The following is a 20,403-nucleotide window of genomic DNA, read 5'->3' on the forward strand; positions in this document are numbered from 1 at the left end:
GAAGAGGTCGAGAGTCAGCGGCTACCTGAACCCCCGAGCAGGCATCCGCTGACTCTCGTCATGTCTCCAGGCGGAACGCTTCGCGAGGCTTCGCGTCAGCCGACGACCGAGCGGACCGCACCGACGAGCGCCGCCCAGCGCGGGTCGCCCTGCGGTCCGATGTCCCGCATCAGGCTGCAGACGTAGCCGAACCCCACGCCCAGCTCCGGGTCGGCCAGCCCGAGCCGTGCGCCTGCACCCGTGTGCCCGTACGACGACGGCGTGAAGCCCGGCATGCTCGGCGACGACAGCTGGTAGCCGAGCCCGAAGCGGATGTCCGGACCCGCCGTCCCGCTCTCCACCAGCGTCTCGACGTCGTCGGTGCGGGGCGTCGTGACCAGGGCCCGCGTGGCGTCGCCGTAGAGGCGCACCCCGTCGACGGGGGCGAGCGTCGCCGCGTACATCGTGGCCAGGGCGCGGGCGTCCGTGACCGCTCCGATCGCCGGTCGCTCGGCCGCGAGGTCCGCGCGGACGGCGTCGAGGTCGTCGGGGTCGGGGGCCATCGGCGGGTTCTCGCGCAGGGCCTGGAGGCGGAGGTCGGCGTACGAGCCGGGCTCGGGCGTGCCGGCCTGGTCGGCGTCCATGGGGCTCGAACGCTCCCACCGGCCCGGCACGACGCGGTCGACGAGCTCGGGCGGCAGACCCATCCAGAGGTCGACGCCGAGCGGTCCGGCGATGCGCCGGCGCACGTGGGCGCTGATCGGCTCGCCGGTCGCCCGGGTGACGATCGCGTCCAGCAGGGTGCCGTACGTGACCGGGTGGTAGGCCATCGCCGTGCCCGGCTCCCACCAGGGCGTTCCCCCGGCGAGCAGGGCCGTGACGGCAGGGCCGCGGTGCAGGTCGAGGCCGTGCAGTCCGCTGCCCAGCGGCGGGTAGGGCTGGCCGGCCGTGTGCGAGGCGACCATGCCGACGGTCGTGCGCTCCTTGCCCGAGGTGCCGTACTCGGGCCAGTACGCCGACACCAGCGCGTCGGGATCGAGCGCGCCCTCCTCGACGAGCATCGCGAGAACCGTCGCGGTGACGCCCTTGCTGCACGACGCGACGACCGTCAGGGCGTCGGCGCTCATCGGCCGGTCGCGGACGCAGTCCGTGCCGGCGACGAGGTCGACGACGAGCCGGCCGCCGTGGTGCACGGCGACGGCGGCGCCGTCCTCGCCCGGGTCGTCGAAGTTCCGCCGGAACGCGTCCGCCACGGCGCCCCAGCCCTCGGCGACGCCGCCGGTCACGTCCAGGTCCGTCCGTACGGTGCTCATGACCGCGACGCTAGCGCCACGGTCTGCCACGCTCGGGTCCGTCGGCCCGCCCCCACGACCCCACGAGGACCACCGTGACCCTCCCGAACCTCGTCGGCCTGCTCGGCGTCGCGGCGTACCTGACGGCGTACGCGCTGCTCCAGCTCAACCGCCTCGGCAGCCACGACCGGCGTTACCTGACGCTCAACGCGGCCGGGTCGGCGCTGATCCTGGTCTCGCTGGTCTACGACTTCAACCTGCCCTCGTTCGTCACGCAGGCGGCCTGGCTGGTCTTCACCGCCGTCGGGTTCGTGCGGAGCCGGGGTGAGCTTCGCGCGACGGCGACCGGTACGGACAACCCGCCTCCGCCGTCGGTGCGCGGGTAGGGTCGGGCGTCGTGCCGACCACCCCCGCAGCGAGCCCTCGCGACCGGATCGCGGTCCGGCTGGAGACGGTGCCGGTCGACGTGTCCGACCCGCTGGCGGCGTACGTCGCGCTGCGTGACCTCGTGGGCGTCGAGCAGGTGTTCCTGCTGGAGTCGCTCGCCGGTCCGGTCGCCGACACCCGCGCCTCGCTCGCCGGTGTGACCGGGCTGCTCGAGGTGCAGGTCCACCGGGCGCGAGTGACGTTCACCGGCGTGCCCACCCTCGTCGAGCACGCGCGCGAGGCGCTGCGGGCCGGCGGGGTCACCGACGCCGACGACCGGCTGACGAGCGACGCCGGCCTCTTCGACCTGCCGCGGGTCCTGGACGCGACGTTCGACGTCGAGCGCGACCCGGGACGCTTCGGCTTCGGGCTCATGGTCTTCCACGGCTACGACGCCGTGCGCTACATCGAGCGGCTGCCGCGCCTCATCGCCGACCCCCCGGAGCCCGCACCCGACGCGGTCTTCGCCCTGGTCCGCGCCCTGGTCGAGATCGACCCGACCGAGCAGACCGGCCGGCTCACGCTCGCCTCGGGCCCGGGCTGGCCCGAGCTCGACCTCGCCGCCGTCGTCGGCGCCCTCGAGGTGCTCCCCGAACCGTTGCCCGCGCCGGTCGTCCCCGCCCCGGACGGCGTCAGCGACGACACGACGCGCGAGGAGTTCGTCTCCCACGCCGAGCAGGCGCTCGAGCACATCCGCGTCGGCGACATCTACCAGGTGCAGGTCGGTCACGCGATCACCGTGCGCACGCAGGCCGACGAGCTCACGGTCTACCGCCGCATGCGCGAGCGCAACCCCAGCCCCTACATGAGCCTGCTGCCCATCGCCGGCCGTGTCGTCATCGGCGCCAGCCCGGAGCTGTTCCTGCGGCTCGAGGGGCGCACGGCCACCATGCGCCCGATCGCCGGGACCGCCCGCCGCAGCGGTGACGCCGCGCGCGACGAGCTCGCGGTCGAACGTCTGCTGTCCGACCCCAAGGAACGCGCCGAGCACGTGATGCTCGTCGACCTGTGCCGCAACGACATGGGCCGCGTCTCGGTCGCCGGGTCGGTCTCGGTCGACGACTTCATGGTCATCGAGGCCTACAGCCACCTGTTCCACATCGTCTCCAGCGTCAGCTCCGAGCTGCGCGCGGAGCACGACGTCTACGACCTCATCCGCGCGAGCTTCCCGGCGGGGACGATGACCGGCGCGCCCAAGGTCCGGGCGATGGAGATCATCGAGGCCCTGGAGACGAGCCGGCGCGGCCTCTACGCCGGATCATTCGGCTTGATCGGGTTCGGTGGCTGGACGATCCTGGGCCTGGCGATCCGCATGACGGTCCGCACCGGGGACTCGTACGTGCTGCGGGCCTCGGCCGGAGTCGTGGCCGACTCGACGCCGGACGGCGAGTGGGCGGAGACGCTGACCAAGATGGGGGCCGCCTACTGGGCGGTCACGGGAGAGGAGCTGGTCTCGTGAAGGCCGTCCTGATCGACGCGTACGACAGCTTCGTCTACATCATCGAGCAGTACCTGGCCGAGCTCGGCGCCGAGCCGGTCGTGATCCGCTCCGACCCCGGCAACACCGACCGCGTCCGCGACCTCGCGCCCGACGTGCTGGTCCTGGGCCCGGGTCCCGGGCACCCGCTGGACTCCGGCCACGTCGAGCTCGTGCGCGAGTTCGCCGGCCAGGTGCCGCTGCTCGGCGTCTGCCTCGGCCACCAGGCGATCGGGTGCGCGTACGGCGCGACCGTCAGCCCGGCCGCGCACATCATGCACGGCAAGACCAGCACGCTCGACCACGACGGCCGCGGCATGTTCCGCGCGGCCGACCGCGACCAGGTCGTCACGCGCTACCACTCGCTGGTCGTCGAGGACGCGACGCTGCCCGCCGAGCTCGAGGTCAGCGCCCGCAGCCGGGACGACGGCTACATCATGGCCATGCGGCACCGCGAGCTGCCGGTCGAGTCGGTGCAGTTCCACCCGGAGTCGATCACCACGCAGGCCGGGATCGGGCTGTTCCGCTCCTTCCTCGAGACCTACGTGGCCGAGCGGACGGGCGAGGAGCCGCTCGCCCCGCGCGACCCCTCGCGAGCGCCCTGACCGCCCCGGCCGCCGGGCGGTCCCTGGCCGACCTGATCCCCGCCGAACCCGGTCCGGACGCCACGTACGAGGCCTTCACCGGTTGGCTGGAGAGCCGCGGGCTGACCCCGTACACGCACCAGACCGACGCGCTCATCGAGCTCGTCAGCGGTGCGAACGTGATCCTCTCCACCCCCACCGGCTCGGGGAAGTCGCTCGTCGCCACCGGGGCGGAGTTCGCGACGCTGGCCAAGGGCGGCCGCACCTTCTACACCGCGCCGATCAAGGCCCTGGTCAGCGAGAAGTTCTTCGACGCCGTGGCCACCTTCGGCCACGAGCGGGTCGGGATGATGACCGGCGACGCCAGCGTCAACCCGACGGCGCCGATCATCTGCTGCACCGCCGAGATCCTCGCCAACCTGGCCCTGCGCCAGGGCGCGGACGCCGACGTGGCGTGCGTGGTGATGGACGAGTTCCACTACTACGGCGACGTCGACCGCGGCTGGGCCTGGCAGGTGCCGCTCATCGAGCTGCCGCGCGCGCAGTTCCTGCTGATGTCGGCGACGCTGGGTGACGTCAGCCGCTTCGAGAGCGAGCTGACCCGCCGCACCGGCCGGCCGACCTCGACGATCAGCTCGGTGGAACGTCCGGTGCCGCTCCACCACCGCTACGTCACGACCACGCTGCACGAGACGGTCGAGGAGCTGCTCGAGACCCACCAGGCGCCCGTGTACGTCGTCCACTCCAGCCGGGCCGCCGCCGTCGAGCAGGCGCAGGCGCTGACCAGCCTCAAGATCAGCAGCCGCGAGGAGAAGGACCAGATCGCGGCGCTGATCGCGGACTTCCGCTTCAGCGCCGGCTTCGGCAAGGTCGTGTCGCGCCTGGTCCGGCAGGGGATCGGGGTGCACCACGCCGGGATGCTGCCCAAGTACCGCCGCCTCGTCGAGCGCCTCGCGCAAGCGGGGCTGCTCAAGGTCATCTGCGGCACCGACACCCTCGGCGTCGGGATCAACGTGCCGATCCGCACCGTCCTGATCGCCTCGCTGAGCAAGTACGACGGGACGCGGGCGAGGCTGATGACGGCGCGCGAGTTCCACCAGGTCGCGGGCCGGGCCGGCCGGGCGGGCTTCGACACCAGCGGCCAGGTCGTCGTGCAGGCGCCCGACCACGTCGTCGCCAACGAGAAGGCGCTGGCCAAGGCGGGCGACGACCCCAAGAAGCGGCGCAAGGTGGTGCGCAAGAAGCCCCCGGAGGGGACCGTCGGCTACGGCCTGCCGACCTTCGAGCGCCTCGTCGACGCGCCGCCCGAACCGCTCTCCTCCCACTTCAAGGTCACCCACGCGATGGTGCTCGACGTCGTCGCGCGGCCGGGGGACTGCTGGGCGGGCATGCGGCACCTGCTGCTCGACAACGACGACCAGCCCTCCGCCCGCCGCGGGCACGTGTCTCGCGCGCTGGCCATCTACCGCGGCCTGCGCGAGTCCGGTGTCGTCGAGCAGCTGCCCGAGCCGGACGCCGAGGGCCGCACGGCCCGGCTCACCGTCGACCTGCAGCGCGACTTCGCGCTCAACCAGCCGCTGTCGCCCTTCGCGCTGGCCGCGCTGGACCTGCTCGACCCGGACGCCGAGACGTACGCCCTCGACGTGGTGTCGGTGATCGAGGCGACGCTCGACGACCCGCGCCCGATCCTCATGGCCCAGCGCGACCGGGCGCGGCGCGAGGCGATCGACGCCATGAAGGCCGAGGGCGTCGAGTACGAGGAGCGCGTCGTCCTCATCGAGGACGTCACCTGGCCCCGGCCACTGGCCGAGGTGCTCGAGGTGGCGTTCGCCGCGTACGCGAAGAGCAACCCGTGGGTGCTGGACGAGCGGCTCTCGCCCAAGTCGGTCGTCCGCGAGCTGTTCAGCGAGGCGATGACGTTCAGCGAGTTCGTGGCGCGCTACGGGCTGGCCCGCTCCGAGGGCCTGGTCCTGCGCTACCTGTCGGACGCGTACAAGGCGCTGCGCCAGACGGTTCCGGAGGACCGGCGGACCGAGGCGTTGACCGACCTCGTGGTGTGGCTGGGCGAGCTGGTCCGGCAGGTCGACTCCAGCCTGCTCGAGGAGTGGGAGCGGCTGTCCCACCCGGAGAACGCGGACGAGGGCGTGCTCGTCGACACGGCGCTGGAGCCGCCGCCCCCGGTCACCGCCAACACCCGCGCGTTCCGGGTGCTCGTCCGCAACGCGCTGTTCCGCCGGGTCGAGCTGGCGGCGCGGCGGCAGTGGTGGCCGCTCGGCGAGCTCGACGGCGCCGACGGCTGGGACGCCGACCGCTGGGCGGCGGCGTTCGAGCCCTACTACGCCGAGCACGCGGCGATCCTCACCGGTGCGGACGCGCGCGGCCCGGCGCTGTTCGAGGTCGCCGAGGAGCCCGGGCTGTGGCGGGTGCGCCAGGTCGTCGACGACCCCGAGGGCGACCACGACTGGGCGGTCAGCGCGACGGTCGACCTGGCCGCGAGCGACGAGGCGGGAGAGGCGGTCGTGCACGTGACCTCCGCCGCGCGCCTCGAGGGCTTCACCCGGGGCTGAGTCGTCGGAGCCTGATCCGTCCGACCCCGAGCCGTCGGGCAGGGTGTCGGGATGGAGCGGGAGTTCGAGGGCGTGCTCGTCGAGTGGCGCGGGCCGGCGCCCTTCCACTTCGTGCGGGTGCCCGACGAGATCTGCGACGACCTCCGCCAGGTCGCACCGCTCGTCAGCTACGGCTGGGGCATGGTGCCGGCCCGGGTGGTCGTCGGCGCCAGCACCTGGGAGACGTCGCTGTACCCCAAGGACGGCGGCTACCTCGTCGGGGTGCGCGACCGCTACCGCCGGGCCGAGGGCCTGGCGGTCGGCGACCGCGTGGTGGTGCGGCTCGAGGTGGATACGCCGTAGGCCGTCCGGCCCCGCGCTGCTGGCGCCGGGAGGCGCGGTCGCCGGTGCCAGACTGACGCGAGACCCAGCGAGGAGGACGCATGCCGGAGAAGGGCAGCGAGGCCGAGGACATCGAGGAGAACCGCCTCCCGAGCACGCTCGAGCGCTCGGACCAGAAGGCCAAGGACACCTACGCCGAGACGCTGGCGTCCGCCGAGGACCAGTACGGCGACGGATCGCGGGCGCACCGCACCGCGTGGGCGGCGGTCAAGCACACGCACGAGAAGGTCGGCGACCACTGGGAGCCGAAGGAGGAGAACGGTCCGTCCGACGCGAAGGCCGCGGGCGGCCTCGACACCGACGCCGAGACCCGTGGCGGGGTGGACGCGAACGCCACGAAGGAGCACCTCTACGAGCTCGCCAAGAAGGCCGGCGTCGAGGGCCGCTCGTCGATGACCAAGGACGAGCTCGTCGACGCTCTGCGGAAGGCGAACGACCGCGCCACGGCGAGGGCTCGGAAGCGCTGACCTTCCTGTGACGCAGGTCACCTGGTCAACGACCTCACGTTCCGGCCGCGCTACGCGACTACCTCGTGACTGGCCCCGGGAGCCGACCCGGGCCGCAGGCTGAGGGAGCGCAGGATGACGGCGACAGTGGAGCGCGGGACGACGGGCACGGCACCGGGGACGACGCGGCGGCAGGCGACGGTGGCGACGGGCCTGGGTGAGGTGACGCTCGTCGCGCAGGAGGACACCCTCGTCGGGATCTACTTCGCCGAGCACGCGCCGGCCCCGGACCGCACGGCGTTCGGGGTGGAGGTCGACGCCGACGAGGACCGGGTGCTGCGCGTCGCGGCCGAGCAGCTGTCGGAGTACGTCGAGGGCAGCCGCGAGCGGTTCGACCTGCCGCTCGAGCCCCTGGGCAGCGACCGAGCACGGGAGGTGTGGCGCCTGGTGGCCGCGGTGCCGCGCGGAGAGACGACGACTTACGCCGCCCTCGGCCGTGCGGTCGGCGTCGGGCCTCGCGCGGCGGGCCAGTTCGTGGCGCGCAACCCGCTCTGCGTCGTCGTTCCCTGCCATCGCGTGGTGGCCTCCGATGGGCGCCTCACGGGTTACGCCGGCGGCGTGGACCGCAAGCGGCAGCTGCTCGAGCTGGAGGGGGCGCTGCCGGAGGGGGCCGTGACGGTTCCGCGACCGGCGACCGCCGACGCGTCGCCGGGCAACGGGCCTGAGGCGAGCGGCGAGGCGTCTGCCATCCCCGGGGCCGCAGGATGACGGAGCAGCCGGACGAGCGACCGGGCCAGCAGCCGGACGGGTCAGACGGGCCAGACGGGTTCGTGGACGAGCGGTTGGCGGAGGCCCACGGTGCGCCCGCAAGCCACCTCGAGCGGCTCCTCGGGCGCCTGGTCGCCGCGGCCGACGGGCGCGACGAGGTCGACGTCGGCTACCGGAGCGTCGACGGGCCGGTCGGGCCGCTGCTGCTGGCGGCGACGCCGGCGGGGCTGGTGCGGGTGGCGTTCGCGAGCGAGGGCGAGGACGCCGTCCTGCAGGAGCTCGCCGACCGGGTGAGCCCGCGCGTTCTGCCCCTGGCCGGGCGGCTGGACGAGACGGCCCGCGAGCTGGAGGAGTACTTCGCGGGGCGGCGAAGGCGCTTCGACGTCGCGCTGGACTGGCAGCTGGCGGGTGGGTTCCGCCGGACGGTGCTCGGGCACCTCGCGGTGGACGTCGAGTACGGGCGGACGACCTCGTACGCCGGCCTCGCCGCCCTGGCCGGGAGCCCGCGGGCGGTGCGGGCGGTGGGCACCGCCTGCGCGACGAATCCCCTGCCCGTGGTGGTGCCGTGCCACCGGGTCGTGCGTTCCGACGGATCGATGGGTCGCTACCGCGGGGGCGAGGAGGCCAAGCACGCCCTGCTCGAGCTGGAGGGCGTGCGCTGAGGCCGCCCGCTCACGCGGGCGACCTCAGCACAGGTGCCGTCGAGACCTCGGACCTCAGACTCCGACCGCCGGTCTCAGGCGTCGGCCGACCGTGACCAGCTGACCGCCGCCGGCGCCAGGGCCGGCGGGAGGGGGTGGGTAAGAAGTGGGCGGAGGGTTCGAGCGAGAGGCCGGGCTCAGCCCTGTGCCTCGAGGGCGACGGGCTGCCACTCGTTCCACTGGGCGAGGCGCGACTCGTAGTCCTTGGTCGCGATGCCGAGCGGGGCTTCGCCGAAGAAGACGCGCAGCGGCGGCTGCTCGGCGTCGACGACCTTGAGCAGGGCGCGGCTCGAGGCCTCGGGGTCCCCCGGCGTCTGCCCACCGCGGCGGGCGCGGCCGGCCTCGCGGGCGGGCTCGTAGGCGGGGTTCTCCTCGCTGCGCTTGGCCGACGGGCCGGACCAGTCGGTCGAGAACCCGCCGGGCTCGACGAGCGTCACGTGGACGCCGAAGGGCGCGACCTCCTGGGCGAGGGCCTGGCTGATGCCCTCGAGCGCCCACTTGGAGGCGTGGTAGGCGCCGATGCCCGGGAAGGCACTGATCCCACCGATGGAGGAGACCTGGATGATGTGGCCGGAACCCTGCTCGCGGAGGTACGGCAGCGCGGCCTGGGTGACCCAGACGGCGCCGAAGAGGTTCGTCTCGAGCTGGGCGCGGAGCTCGTCCTCGCTCAGCTCCTCGACCATGCCGAAGTGGCCGTAGCCGGCGTTGTTGATGACGACGTCGAGCCGCCCGAAGTGGTCGTGCGCCTGCGTGACCGCCGCCCGGTCGGCGTCACGGTCGGTGACGTCGAGCTGGAGGGGGAGAAGCGCGTCGCCGTACTTCTCGACCAGGTCGTCGAGCGTGGAGGTGTCGCGCGCGGTCGCGGCGACCCGGTCGCCGCGCTCGAGGGCGGCGATCGACCACTCGCGGCCGAAGCCGCGGGAGGCGCCGGTGATGAACCAGACCTTGTCAGACACGAGGTGTCCTTCCGTCGTGGCGAAGGACTTCCTGCCCTGCGCCGTACGACAGGCGACAACCCGGTCCCGGCAGGCTTTATGCCCGTCGGAACCGGGTCGGCAGGCCGACCCCGGCCCGTCGTGCTCCCCGCACGTCTGGTCCAGCGGCCCTCGGGCTCGTCGGTCGAGGACCGCGTGGCCGTCGCCGGGAGCCCCGGCGACGCGGGAAGGGCTACTTGGTGCGGTCGGCGATCCGCGTCGCGGTCAGCGTCGAGCCGTCCTTGGTGGCGACGACCCGCACCTTGTCGCCGGTCTTCACGTCGCCGATCGCCGCCTTCTCCTTGGCCTGACGGACCTTGGTCTTGGCGTCGACCACGTAGGTGGCGCTGAAGCCGTCCTTGCTCTTCACCGTGATCGAGGTGCTGCTGGCGGCGGTGACGGTCCCGCGCTGGAAGTCGACCACCTTGTGCTTCTTGCCGCCGAGGGTGACCTCGCCGTGGAGCGCGCGGCGGGTGAGGTCGCCCTTGCGCTTGTGGTCGCCCTTGCCCGGCTTGGTGGCCGGCTTCGCCGGGCTGGCGCCGGTGGTCGGCGCGGCGGTCGCGCTGCTCGTCGGGCTCGCCGTCGGGCTCGTGGACGGGTCCGCCGAGGCCACACCGACGCCGACCGCGCCCGCGAGGGCGATCGTCGACAGGGCGGTGGCCAGGATGACCGTGGGCTTCTTCATCGATGTCCTCCAGCTCGTGCGGCACCACACCGGTCCCGCGACCTCGCCAGTCTCGGGTCGTCGTGCGCCGGACCGGAGCGGGCGTAGGGGTTGCTTCAGCAACCCTTCAGCCACGGCGGTCACGACCTTGCGAGCGGCGGGAGCGTCTGCGTGCCGACGCGTCGGACGCGGTGGGAGGGCCGGTCTCAGGCGGGCGCCTGGGGCGGCTCGAGGGAGTCCGGCTCGACGAGGCGGCTGCGGTGCAGGGCGGGGACGGCCACGCCGAAGAACATGGCCGCGGCCACGACGCTGCAGGAGAGCGCCACGATCCCGAGCGGTACGGCGGTGTCCTCGCCGGCCAGCCCCACGAGCGGGGCCACGACCGCGCCCATGACGTACTGGCCGAGGCCGAGCAGCGAGGACGCCGCGCCCGCGCGGTCGGGGTAGTCGGCCAGGGCCAGCGCCGTCGAGGTCGGGAAGACCAGCCCGAGCGCGCTGACCATGACGAACAGCGACGCCAGCAGCGGCCACAGGCCGAGGCCGACGAGGACGGCGACGGCGAGGCCGGCGGAGCCGAGGAGGTTCATGAGCAGCCCCGTCGCCATCACCCGGTGCGGGCTCCAGCGGTGCGCGAGCCGGGCACCGAGCTGCCCGAAGACCATGATGCCGAGCGCGTTGGCGCCGAAGGCGAAGGAGAACTGCTGTGCGGAGAGCCCGTAGAGGCGCTGCAGGACGAAGGTCGCACCGGCGATGTAGGCGAACATCGACGCCCCGGCGAAGCCCGCGGCGAGCACGACCGCCACGAAGAGCCGGTCGCCCAGCAGGGTGCGGAAGCTCCGCAGCGTGTCGCGCACCCCACCGGCGCGCCGGCGCTCGGGGGGCAGCGACTCGGGCACGCCGAACACCCCGGCCGCGAGGAGCACCACGCCGAAGCCGGCGAGCACCAGGAAGATCCCGCGCCAGCTCGTCACCAGCGCGAGCTGCCCGCCGATGACGGGGGCGAGGATCGGCGCCAGCCCGTTGACGAGGATCAGGCGGGAGAAGATGATCACCAGGCGGCGACCCGAGTAGAGGTCGCGCGCGACGGCGCGGGCGATGACGATGCCGGCCGCGCCGGCCAGGCCCTGGACGAGCCGCAGCACGACCAGCACCTCGATCGTGGGGGCGAAGGCGCACGCGGCCGAGGTGAGCAGGTAGACGACCAGCCCGACGACGAGCGGGCGCCGCCGCCCGAACTGGTCGGACAGCGGGCCCGCGACCAGCTGGCCGAGGGCCAGCCCGAGCAGGCAGGCCGTGATCGACAGCTGGGCGGCCGAGGTCGAGGACCGCAGGTCGGTGGCCAGCGCGGGGAGCGCCGGCAGGTAGAGGTCGAGCGAGATCGGCCCGAACATCGACAGCATCCCCAGCACGACCACCAGCCGGACGGTGGAAGCCGAACCACCGGTCGGCTCCGAAGACGAGGACGGACGCGACAGGTCCGGCCCGGCGGGTGCGGGGCCGGAAGGAGCGGGCTCGGAGGGCACGGATCACCGTAACCGCGTGCCCGGGCCGTGGCGGGTCCGTCTCTTGGTGCCCCGCGCGCAGGCCGCGGCGGCTGGTTACCCTCTCGTCCGCGAGCGGGCGGCGGGTGAGAAGGGTGGGGGAGCAGCGGGTGCTGGTGCAGCGGGAGCGGATCGAGCGCCTGCGCGCAGGCTCACGCCTGCTCGGGCCGGCCTTCGTGGCGGCCGTCGCCTACGTCGACCCCGGCAACGTCGCCACGAACACAGCCGCGGGGGCGGCGTACGGGTACCTGCTGCTGTGGGTGCTCGTCGCGGCCACGCTGATGGCGGGGCTGGTCCAGTACCTGTCGGCGAAGGTCGGCTGGCTCACGGGCCGCTCGCTGCCCGCCCTCGTCGGCGAGCGCAACGGCACCTGGGCGCGCCGCGCCTACTGGGCCCAGGCGGAGGTGGTGGCCGTCGCCACCGACCTCGCCGAGATCGTGGGCGGGTCGCTGGCCCTGAACCTGCTCTTCGGGCTGCCGGTCGTCGTGGGCGCGGTGATCACGACGGTCGTCAGCACCGCGCTGCTGCTCCTGCAGAGCCGTCGGCGCCAGAAGCTCTTCGAACGGGTCGTCACCGGGATGCTCGGGGTCGTCGCCGTCGGGTTCCTCGCCGGGCTCGTGCTCGACCCGCCTGACCCCGTGGCCGCGGTCGGCGGCCTGCTGCCGCGCCTCGACGGCGCCGACAGCGCGCTGCTGGCCGTGGGCATGCTCGGGGCGACGGTCATGCCGCACGCCGTCTACCTGCACTCCGCCCTGGTCGGCGACCGGCACGGCCGGGCCAGCGCCGACGACGCCCGCAGCGTGCTGCGCGGCGTCCGGCTCGACGTCACCCTCGCCATGGTCCTGGCGGGCGCCGTCAACATCGGGATGCTCCTGGTGGCGGCGACGACGCTCTTCGGGCTCACCGTCACCGACCTGCCCGACGCCGTCGCGGGCATCAGCGACCGGCTCGGGTCGGGTGTGGCGACGCTCTTCGCGCTCGGGCTGCTGGCCTCGGGCCTCGCGTCGACGTCGGTCGGCGGCTACGCGGGCGCCGTGATCACCGAGGGTCTGCTGCGCCGCCGCATCCCGCTGCTCGTGCGCCGCCTCATGACGGCCGGCCCGGCGCTGGTGCTGCTCGCGTTCGGGCTCGACCCGACCCAGCTCCTGATCGGGTCACAGGTGGTGCTGTCGTTCGGCATCCCCTTCGCCCTCGTCCCGCTGGTGCGCATCGCCGCCGACGCCCGGCTCATGCACCTCGCGCCCACCGGCCGACGGGTGATCGCCGTGGCCTGGCTGGTGGTGGGGGTCGTCGTCGCGCTCAACGCGACGCTCGTGGTCCTCATCCTCCTCGGCTGACCCGCGGTCCCGACCGCACCCGAGCCCCCGGGGAACTGCTGAGGAACGACCGTTGTCCAGCCGTCCCAGGTGTCGCCGGTCAGCGGTTCGTCGGGAGTGGGGGGCCCAGGGGGGAGGGCGGGAGGGCGCGCCTCAGCCCCGGGGGGACCACAGCGACGGCCAGCTCACGCCGAGGTCGAGCAGCAGCCGTCGCAGCAGGGGCAGGCTGATGCCGACGACGTTGTGGTGGTCGCCCTCGATGGACTCGACGAAGGGCCCGCCGAGCCCGTCGACGGTGAAGGACCCGGCCACCTCGAGGGGCTCCCCGGTCGCGACGTAGGCCGCGACCTCGTCGTCGGTCAGGTCGGCGAACCGCACCACGGTCGACCCCACGCCCGCCCGGACGCGACGACCGTCCGCGTCGTGCACGACCACGTGGTGCCCGGTGTGCAGGACGCCGCTGCGGCCCCGCATGAGCCGCCAGCGCGCTGCAGCCGCCTCGGGGTCGTGCGGCTTGCCGTACGCCTCGCCGTCGAGCTCGAGCATCGAGTCGCACCCGACCAGGACGGTCGTCCGGTCGTCGTGCCCGAGGGTCGCGTCGACCGCCTCGGCCTTGAGCCGCGCCAGCTCCGCGACCAGGGCGGCGGGGTTCGCCGCGACCACGCCGGACTCGTCCACCCCGGAGACGACGACCTCGGGGTCGAGGCCCGCGGAACGCAGCGTCGCCAGCCGCGCCGGGGAGGCGGAGGCGAGGACGAGCCGTACGCCGCCGGGGCGGTCCGCCTGGACGCTCAGCGCCGGCCACCGCCGAGCAGCCCACCGAGCACGTCGCCGAGACCGCCCTGGGAGCCGCCGCCCTGCCCGCCGAGGAGACCGCCCAGCAGGCCGCCGAGGCCGCCCGAGCCCGCCGCCTGGCCCTGACCCTGACCGCCCAGCAGGCCGCCGAGGACGTCGGCGAGCCCGCCGCCCTGGCCCTGCTGGGCCTGGCCGCCGAGGCGCTGGGCCAGGTAGGAGAGCACGATCGGGGCGAGGATGGGCAGGAGCTTCTGCACCAGGCCCGTCTGCCCGCCGAGCGAGCCGCCGAGGGTCTGCGCGACCTCGTCGGTCTGGCCGCCGAAGATGTTGCTCACGATCTTGCTGCCGTCGCCCGGGTCGACCTGGGCGAGGTCGACCCCGCCGTCGACGAGGTCGGGCGAGTGCTGCCCGAGGGCGCCCGCGAGCGAGCTCGCGCCGGCCGGGTCCTGGGCGTTCGCGTGCAGCCCACCGAGCAGGGCGGGCAGGACCTGGCGGACCGCGGCCTCGGTGCTCTGCGGGTCGCTGCCGACGCGGCCGGCGAGGTCGGACATCGGCAGCGAAGCGACGATGTCGTCGATGGCGCTCATGCACGCTCCTTGTCGAGACGGGTGGTGAGGCGCCTCACGCTAGACCGCCGGTCCGCGAGGCGAGTGGGACGTCAGGCGCGGGCGGACCGACGCCAGGCGTCCGGCCCGGGGCGGCCGATGGTCTGCCAGCGGCGGGCCGACGCGGCCCACGCCGAGGGTCCCGCCGGCGGCGCCGGCCGGTCCTCGGTCGGGCGCATCCGGGCGGCGAGCACCACGCTCAGCGCCGCGAGCTCGACGTCGGTCGGCGTCCCGCGCACCACCCGGAACAGCGGCTCCGGCGTCGCGCCCGCCTCCTGCTCCTCGCTCACAGCGGGATGTTCCCGTGCTTCTTGGGCGGCAGGGTCTCGCGCTTGTTGCGCAGCAGCCGCAGCACCCGGGTGATCTCGGCGCGCGTCTCGTGCGGTGCGATGACCGCGTCGACGTAGCCGCGCTCGGCGGCGACGTAGGGGTTGGCGAGCTCGTCGTCGTACGCGGTGACCAGCTCCTGGCGACGCGACTCCGGGTCCGGGTGGTCCTTCAGCTCGCGGCGGTAGAGGATGTTCACCGCACCCTGCGCGCCCATCACCGCGATCTGCGCGGTCGGCCAGGCCAGGTTGAAGTCCGCACCGAGGTGCTTGGAGCCCATGACGTCGTACGCGCCCCCGTACGCCTTGCGGGTGATGACGGTGACCAGCGGAACGGTCGCCTCGGCGTACGCGTAGATCAGCTTGGCGCCGCGGCGGATGATGCCGTTCCACTCCTGGTCGGTGCCGGGCAGGAAGCCGGGCACGTCGACGAAGGTGACGACCGGGACGTTGAAGGCGTCGCAGGTGCGGACGAAGCGGGCCGCCTTCTCCGAGGCGTCGATGTCGAGGCAGCCGGCGAAGTGCTGCGGCTGGTTGGCCACGACGCCGACGGAACGGCCGTCGATCCGCCCGAACCCGACGAGGATGTTCGGCGCGAAGAGCTCCTGCACCTCGAGGAAGTCGCCGTCGTCGAGCACGTGGCTGATCACCTCGTGCATGTCGTACGGCTGGTTGGGCGAGTCCGGCACCAGGGTGTCGAGCTCGCGGTCCTCGTCGTGCACCTCGAGGGGGTTCTCGACGTCGTAGGAGGGCGGGTCCTCCAGGTTGTTCTGGGGGAGGAAGGACAGCAGCCCCTTGACGTAGCCGATCGCGTCCTCCTCGTCGGCGGCGAGGTAGTGCGCGTTGCCCGACTTCGTGTTGTGCGTCCGGCCGCCGCCGAGCTCCTCCATCGTGACGTCCTCGCCGGTGACGGTCTTGATCACGTCGGGGCCGGTGATGAACATCTGCGAGGTCTGGTCGACCATCACCACGAAGTCGGTGAGCGCGGGAGAGTAGACGTGGCCGCCGGCCGCGGCGCCCATGATCAGCGAGATCTGCGGGATGACGCCGGACGCGTGGGTGTTGCGGCGGAAGATCTCGCCGTAGAGCCCGAGGCTGACCACGCCCTCCTGGATGCGCGCGCCGCCGCCCTCGTTGATGCCGATCAGCGGGACCCCGGTCTTGATCGCGAAGTCGATGATCTTGACGATCTTCTCGCCGTAGACCTCGCCGAGGCTGCCCCCGAAGACGGTGACGTCCTGGCTGAACACCGCGACCGGACGCCCGTCCACCTCGCCGAAGCCGGTGACGACGCCGTCGCCGTACGGGCGGCGCTTCTCCATGCCGAACGCCGTCGAGCGGTGCCGCGCGAACTCGTCGAGCTCGGTGAACGAGCCCGGATCGAGCAGCAGCATCACCCGCTCGCGCGCGGTGAGCTTGCCCTTGGCGTGCTGCTTCTCCACCGCGGCGGCCGAGCCGGAGTGGACCGCCTCGTCGATGCGGGCGTCGAGGTCGGCGAGCTTGCCGGCCGTGGTGTGGATGTCGGGCGTGGCTGGTGCTGCGCCGCTGGTCGAGGCGTCGACGTCGGAACTCACAGCCGGTCACCCTAGCCCTCGGGCGCGGGCCACTAGGGTGCCGACGTGCCTGACGCCGATCCCCTCGTCCGCGCCACCCTGGCCGACGACCTCCTGCGGAGCGCCGGTCTGTGGCAGCGCATCGACGTCGTCGCCTCCACCGGCTCGACGAACGCCGACCTCGCCGCCGCCGCCCGTGACGGCGCGCCGAGCGGAACGGTCCTGGTCGCCGACCACCAGTCGGCCGGTCGCGGCCGGCTCGGCCGCACCTGGACCGCACCCCCCGGCAGCGGGGCGGCGATCTCGGTCCTGCTGCGGCCCGAGGTCCCCCTCGACCGCTGGACGTGGTTGCCGCTGCTGGCCGGCCTGGCCGTGAGCGACGCCCTGCGTCAGAGCACGGGTCTGCCCGCCGACGTGAAGTGGCCCAACGACGTCCTGGTGCTCGACCGCAAGCTCTGCGGCGTCCTGGCCGAGCGGGTCGACACCGCCGACGGGGCCGCCGTCGTGCTCGGCATGGGCGTCAACGTCCACCTCCGCGCGGACGAGCTGCCCGTCCCCACGGCCACGTCGGTCGACCTCGCCCGGGCCGAGCTCGGCGTGGCGGGCGTCCCGGTGTCGCGCACGGCGGTCGTCTCCAGCGTGCTGCGCTGCCTGGAGCGCGACGTGCGGCGCTGGGAGGAGGTGAGCGCGGTGGCCGAGGGCGACCCCGACGCCGTGGCGGTGGCCTACCGCGAGCGCTGCTCCACGCTGGGCCGCGAGGTCCGCGTCACGCTCTCCGACGGCTCCGTCCTCGAGGGCACCGCGCGCGACGTCGACGCATACGGGCGGCTGCTCCTCGAGACCGAGGCCGGCACGCAGGTCCTGGGCGCCGGGGACGTGGTGCACCTGCGCTGAACGTGCCAGGCTGGGCCTCGTGGTCGCGCCCGACGTGAGCGTGTACGAGGCGGCCGGCGGCGAGGCCGGCATGCTGGCGCTGGCGCACGCCTGGCACGAGCGCGTGCTGGCCGACGAGGTCGTGGCGCACGCCTTCAGCCACGGCTACGACCCGCACCACACGCAGCGGCTGGCCGCCTACTGGGGCGAGGCCCTCGGCGGTCCGCCGACCTTCACCGACGCGTACGGCACCGAGTCCGACGTCGTGCGGATGCACAGCGGCAACGGGGTCCACGAGGAGATGGACGACCGGGCGGCCGCGTGCTTCGACGCCGCGCTGGATGACGTCGGCCTCGACGGTGAGCTGCGGACGACGCTGCACGCCTACTTCGCCTGGGCGACGCGGACGACGATGGCCGCCCACCCCGACTCGCCGGAGGACGTGCCCGACGGGCTGAGCGTGCCCCGCTGGTCCTGGAACGGCCTCGTCGCGGCCTGACCCCGGTCCGACCGCCACCCCGAACCGTCCCTGAGGCTGGCGTCGGCCCGCTCGCGCGACCGGCTCCCGGCACGGCTCGCTGTGCCACCATGGCTGGCGTGGGCCTGCCGTCGCGGATGCTGGGCGCCGACGAGCACGAGGTCCTGCACACCCGGACCCACGCCAAGGCGCTGGTCGGCCCTGCCCTCGCGCTGATCGGCACCGGCGCGCTGGTCGGCGCCGGCACCGCGGTGATCCCGTCCGACTACCGCCCCTTCGGCCAGGTCGTCGTCCTCGTGCTCGGTGCGGCGCTCGCCGGCTGGGCGTGCGTCCGGCCCTTCCTGCGCTGGCGGGCGACGACGTACTCGCTGACGAACCGCCGGCTCGTCATGCGCACGGGCGTGCTCACCCGGGTGAGCGTCGACCTGCCCCTGTGGCGCGTGACCGACGTGTCCGTCGAGCGCAGCCTCGGCGACCGGGTGCTGGGCTGCGGGACGCTGGTCGCCCGGACCGCGGGGGAGGGCGTCGTCGCCCTGCGCGACGTGCCCGAGGTGCAGCAGGTCCAGCGGGCGGTGACCGAGCAGCTGTTCGGCGAGCTGCAGGCGGCCCCGGCGCCCGGGGGTGCACGGTGAGCCACCTGCCGCAGCCCCCTTCGACGGGCTCAGGACAGCGGGTGGAGCTGCCCGTCGACGAGCGCGTGTCGGCGCTGCCGCTGCGCACCCAGCTGGTGCGGTTCGTGCTGACCGGCGGGCTCTCGGCGCTCGTCGACTTCGGCCTGCTCGTCCTGCTCATGCACGGGTTCTTGGGCGTGCCGGGGCTCGGCCACACGAGCGCCAAGGCCCTGTCCTTCGTCGCCGGCACGACCACGGCGTACCTGATCAACCGGCGCTGGACGTTCCGCGCGGAACCCTCCCGCAAGCGGTTCCTCGCCGTCGTCGTCCTCTACGCGCTGACCTTCGGCCTGCAGGTGGGCCTCTTCTCCCTGCTCTTCACCGCGCTCGCCCGGCAGGGCCTGGCGCTGGGCGTCGTGCAGCTCGTCGGCTTCGTCGTCGCGCAGGGCGTGGCGACCACCGTGAACTTCGTCGTCCAGCGTGCCGTGATCTTCCGCATCCGCTGATCGCGCGGGGCTTGACCTGGAGCGCGCTCCAGGGTCGACGCTGAGGTCATGACCACCACGACGGCACCCGGCCTGCTCATCGGCGAGGCCGCGCAGCTGGCCGGCCTGAGCGTCGACACGCTGCGCTACTACGACCGCGCCGGGCTCCTCGGTCCGCTGCACCGTGACACCGGCGGGCGCCGGGTCTTCGACCCCGGGGCGCTCGGGGTGCTCGACGTGGTGCTCCGGCTGCGCCGCAGCGGGATGCCCGTCGAGGACGTCCGCCGCTTCGCCGAGCTCCTGCGCGAGGGCGACGCCCGCCGCGAGGGCCGACTCCGGCTGCTGAGGGAGCACCGCGACCGGGTGCGCGACCACCTCGACGCCCTGCGCTCCGACCTCGCCGTCGTGGAGTGGAAGATCGCGGCGTACGAGGCCGCCGAGGCGGGTCGGCCCGAGCCCGAGCCCCCGGCCGGCTGGCCCGACCGGCGGGCCGAGCTCGGCGCCCTGCTCGACGGGCAGGAGCGGGCGTGACCACGCCGGTCGCGGGCACCCGCCGCCTCGGGGAGCGCGGGCCGGAGGTGTCGGCCCTCGGGGTGGGCACCTGGGCCCTCGGCGGACCGTTCACCGTGGACGGCCGCGACGCCGGCTGGGGCGAGGTCGACGACGACGTCAGCATCGCCGCCCTGCACGCCGCGTTCGACGCCGGCGTGACCCTCGTCGACAGCGCCGCGCTGTACGGCTGCGGCCACAGCGAGCGGGTCGTCGGCCGGGCGCTGACGGCGCTCCCGCCGGCCCGGCGCGACCAGGTCGTCGTGGCCACCAAGTTCGGCAACACGATGGACGAGGAGACGCGGACGGGGACGGGCCAGGACGTCTCGCGCGCCTCGGTACGGGCGGAGTGCGCGGGCAGCCTGCGCCGACTCGGCGTGGAGGCGATCGGGCTGTTCCAGCTGCACGGCGGCGCCGGGTCGCCGGCGCAGGCCGAGGACGTGGTCGCCACGCTGACCGAGCTCATCGACGAGGGCAGCGTCCTCGCCTTCGGCACCGCGCAGGACGAGCCGTACGTGGTGGAGGCGTTCGCGGCCTCGCCGCACTGCCGCAGCATCCAGAGCCAGGCGAACGTCTTCGGCTGGGACCCGGCCGTCCTCGACGCCGCCCACCGCCACGGCCTGGCCGTGCTCGCCCGCTCGCCGCTGGCCATGGGCCTGCTCAGCGGCAAGTACACCGCCGAGCGCCGCCCCGCTCCCGGCGACGTCCGGCTCGACACGCCCTGGTGGGACTACTTCGACGAGGGCGCCATGCAGGACTGGCTGGCGCGCCTCGACCGGGTCCGCGAGCTCCTGACCGTCGGCGGGCGCAGCCTGGTCCAGGGGTCGCTGGCCTACCTGTGGGCGCTCGACCCGGTGGTCGTGCCGCTGCCCGGCATCCGCACCCCCGCGCAGGCGGTGGAGAACGCCGGCGCGCTGGCGCAGGGGCCGCTGCCCGCCGACGTCGCCGACGAGGTGACCCGGCTGCTCGCCGACTCCCCGGGGCGTCGCGCCGCCTGACCGGGGAGGGCTCC

Annotated in this window: 23 protein-coding genes; 15 read left to right on the plus strand and 8 right to left on the minus strand. The window is 74.1% G+C overall.

From position 1 onward, the window contains the following. Positions 1 to 95: 95 nt before the first annotated feature. Complete coding sequence (locus BMY04_RS05125) at positions 96 to 1,292, minus strand: serine hydrolase domain-containing protein (protein WP_091178081.1); 1,197 nt, start codon at positions 1,290 to 1,292, stop codon at positions 96 to 98. Between the two features lie 74 nt (positions 1,293 to 1,366). Between BMY04_RS05125 and BMY04_RS05130 the strand changes: the two genes are divergently transcribed. The 8 genes from BMY04_RS05130 to BMY04_RS05165 all read left to right on the plus strand — a co-directional run bounded on the left by BMY04_RS05130 (position 1,367) and on the right by BMY04_RS05165 (position 8,582). Beyond that, complete coding sequence (locus tag BMY04_RS05130; RefSeq protein ID WP_198409955.1) at positions 1,367 to 1,657, plus strand: CBU_0592 family membrane protein; 291 nt, start codon at positions 1,367 to 1,369, stop codon at positions 1,655 to 1,657. 11 nt (positions 1,658 to 1,668) lie between these two features. Then, positions 1,669 to 3,156 carry an anthranilate synthase component I family protein gene (locus BMY04_RS05135; protein WP_091178082.1) on the plus strand — a complete coding sequence of 496 codons (1,488 nt, stop codon included), beginning with the start codon at positions 1,669 to 1,671 and terminating at the stop codon, positions 3,154 to 3,156. After that, positions 3,153 to 3,779: an anthranilate synthase component II gene (locus BMY04_RS05140; RefSeq protein ID WP_091178083.1), complete on the plus strand. Its 627-nt coding sequence runs from the start codon at positions 3,153 to 3,155 to the stop codon at positions 3,777 to 3,779. The genes BMY04_RS05135 and BMY04_RS05140 overlap by 4 nt, the downstream gene beginning before the upstream one ends. After that, positions 3,776 to 6,325: a DEAD/DEAH box helicase gene (locus tag BMY04_RS05145; protein WP_408630444.1), complete on the plus strand. Its 2,550-nt coding sequence runs from the start codon at positions 3,776 to 3,778 to the stop codon at positions 6,323 to 6,325. The genes BMY04_RS05140 and BMY04_RS05145 overlap by 4 nt, the downstream gene beginning before the upstream one ends. A gap of 51 nt (positions 6,326 to 6,376) precedes the next feature. Next, complete coding sequence (locus BMY04_RS05150) at positions 6,377 to 6,667, plus strand: DUF1905 domain-containing protein (protein ID WP_091178084.1); 291 nt, start codon at positions 6,377 to 6,379, stop codon at positions 6,665 to 6,667. Positions 6,668 to 6,747: 80 nt separating this feature from the next. Beyond that, positions 6,748 to 7,173 carry a ChaB family protein gene (locus BMY04_RS05155; protein ID WP_091178085.1) on the plus strand — a complete coding sequence of 142 codons (426 nt, stop codon included), beginning with the start codon at positions 6,748 to 6,750 and terminating at the stop codon, positions 7,171 to 7,173. A 114-nt stretch (positions 7,174 to 7,287) separates the two neighbouring features. Next, entirely contained in the window at positions 7,288 to 7,920 is a 633-nt protein-coding gene (locus BMY04_RS05160) for a methylated-DNA--[protein]-cysteine S-methyltransferase (RefSeq protein ID WP_091178086.1), read from the plus strand. A 62-nt stretch (positions 7,921 to 7,982) separates the two neighbouring features. After that, positions 7,983 to 8,582, plus strand: coding sequence for a methylated-DNA--[protein]-cysteine S-methyltransferase (locus BMY04_RS05165; protein WP_232506118.1), 600 nt, complete (start codon positions 7,983 to 7,985; stop codon positions 8,580 to 8,582). A gap of 176 nt (positions 8,583 to 8,758) precedes the next feature. On the opposite strand, the gene BMY04_RS05170 is transcribed toward BMY04_RS05165, so the two are convergent. The 3 genes from BMY04_RS05170 to BMY04_RS05180 all read right to left on the minus strand — a co-directional run bounded on the left by BMY04_RS05170 (position 8,759) and on the right by BMY04_RS05180 (position 11,734). Continuing rightward, on the minus strand, positions 8,759 to 9,577 hold the full coding sequence (locus BMY04_RS05170) for an SDR family oxidoreductase (RefSeq protein ID WP_091178088.1): 819 nt from the start codon (positions 9,575 to 9,577) through the stop codon (positions 8,759 to 8,761). Between the two features lie 211 nt (positions 9,578 to 9,788). After that, positions 9,789 to 10,280: a DUF5666 domain-containing protein gene (locus BMY04_RS22645; protein WP_091178089.1), complete on the minus strand. Its 492-nt coding sequence runs from the start codon at positions 10,278 to 10,280 to the stop codon at positions 9,789 to 9,791. Between the two features lie 185 nt (positions 10,281 to 10,465). Next, entirely contained in the window at positions 10,466 to 11,734 is a 1,269-nt protein-coding gene (locus tag BMY04_RS05180; RefSeq protein ID WP_408630445.1) for a multidrug effflux MFS transporter, read from the minus strand. 224 nt (positions 11,735 to 11,958) lie between these two features. On the opposite strand from BMY04_RS05180, the gene BMY04_RS05185 reads away from it, so the two are divergent. Then, on the plus strand, positions 11,959 to 13,137 hold the full coding sequence (locus BMY04_RS05185; protein ID WP_198409989.1) for an Nramp family divalent metal transporter: 1,179 nt from the start codon (positions 11,959 to 11,961) through the stop codon (positions 13,135 to 13,137). A 132-nt stretch (positions 13,138 to 13,269) separates the two neighbouring features. Here BMY04_RS05185 and BMY04_RS05190 read toward each other — a convergent pair whose 3' ends face one another. The 4 genes from BMY04_RS05190 to BMY04_RS05205 all read right to left on the minus strand — a co-directional run bounded on the left by BMY04_RS05190 (position 13,270) and on the right by BMY04_RS05205 (position 16,416). After that, positions 13,270 to 13,911: a Maf family protein gene (locus BMY04_RS05190; protein ID WP_091178518.1), complete on the minus strand. Its 642-nt coding sequence runs from the start codon at positions 13,909 to 13,911 to the stop codon at positions 13,270 to 13,272. Then, positions 13,908 to 14,498, minus strand: coding sequence for a DUF937 domain-containing protein (locus BMY04_RS05195; RefSeq protein ID WP_091178090.1), 591 nt, complete (start codon positions 14,496 to 14,498; stop codon positions 13,908 to 13,910). Before BMY04_RS05195 ends, BMY04_RS05190 begins: the two co-directional genes overlap by 4 nt. Positions 14,499 to 14,569: 71 nt before the next feature. Beyond that, the gene (locus tag BMY04_RS05200; RefSeq protein ID WP_091178091.1) at positions 14,570 to 14,806 is read right to left on the minus strand and encodes an acyl-CoA carboxylase subunit epsilon; all 237 of its coding nucleotides are present in this window, start codon (positions 14,804 to 14,806) and stop codon (positions 14,570 to 14,572) included. Further along, positions 14,803 to 16,416: an acyl-CoA carboxylase subunit beta gene (locus tag BMY04_RS05205; protein WP_091178092.1), complete on the minus strand. Its 1,614-nt coding sequence runs from the start codon at positions 16,414 to 16,416 to the stop codon at positions 14,803 to 14,805. The genes BMY04_RS05200 and BMY04_RS05205 overlap by 4 nt, the downstream gene beginning before the upstream one ends. A 45-nt stretch (positions 16,417 to 16,461) precedes the next feature. Between BMY04_RS05205 and BMY04_RS05210 the strand changes: the two genes are divergently transcribed. The 6 genes from BMY04_RS05210 to BMY04_RS05235 all read left to right on the plus strand — a co-directional run bounded on the left by BMY04_RS05210 (position 16,462) and on the right by BMY04_RS05235 (position 20,389). Beyond that, complete coding sequence (locus BMY04_RS05210) at positions 16,462 to 17,289, plus strand: biotin--[acetyl-CoA-carboxylase] ligase (RefSeq protein WP_091178093.1); 828 nt, start codon at positions 16,462 to 16,464, stop codon at positions 17,287 to 17,289. Positions 17,290 to 17,308: 19 nt separating this feature from the next. After that, positions 17,309 to 17,767, plus strand: coding sequence for a group II truncated hemoglobin (locus BMY04_RS05215; RefSeq protein WP_232506121.1), 459 nt, complete (start codon positions 17,309 to 17,311; stop codon positions 17,765 to 17,767). 98 nt (positions 17,768 to 17,865) lie between these two features. Then, the gene (locus BMY04_RS05220) at positions 17,866 to 18,378 is read left to right on the plus strand and encodes a PH domain-containing protein (RefSeq protein WP_170854005.1); all 513 of its coding nucleotides are present in this window, start codon (positions 17,866 to 17,868) and stop codon (positions 18,376 to 18,378) included. Between the two features lie 41 nt (positions 18,379 to 18,419). Beyond that, the gene (locus BMY04_RS05225) at positions 18,420 to 18,863 is read left to right on the plus strand and encodes a GtrA family protein (protein ID WP_091178095.1); all 444 of its coding nucleotides are present in this window, start codon (positions 18,420 to 18,422) and stop codon (positions 18,861 to 18,863) included. Positions 18,864 to 18,911: 48 nt separating this feature from the next. After that, a complete protein-coding gene (locus BMY04_RS05230; protein WP_091178096.1) occupies positions 18,912 to 19,373 on the plus strand; it encodes a MerR family transcriptional regulator in 462 nt (153 codons plus the stop codon). Next, a complete protein-coding gene (locus BMY04_RS05235; protein WP_091178097.1) occupies positions 19,370 to 20,389 on the plus strand; it encodes an aldo/keto reductase in 1,020 nt (339 codons plus the stop codon). The genes BMY04_RS05230 and BMY04_RS05235 overlap by 4 nt, the downstream gene beginning before the upstream one ends. Positions 20,390 to 20,403: the final 14 nt, after the last annotated feature.

Source organism: Microlunatus flavus (assembly GCF_900110855.1).
Lineage (GTDB): Bacteria > Actinomycetota > Actinomycetes > Propionibacteriales > Propionibacteriaceae > Microlunatus > Microlunatus flavus.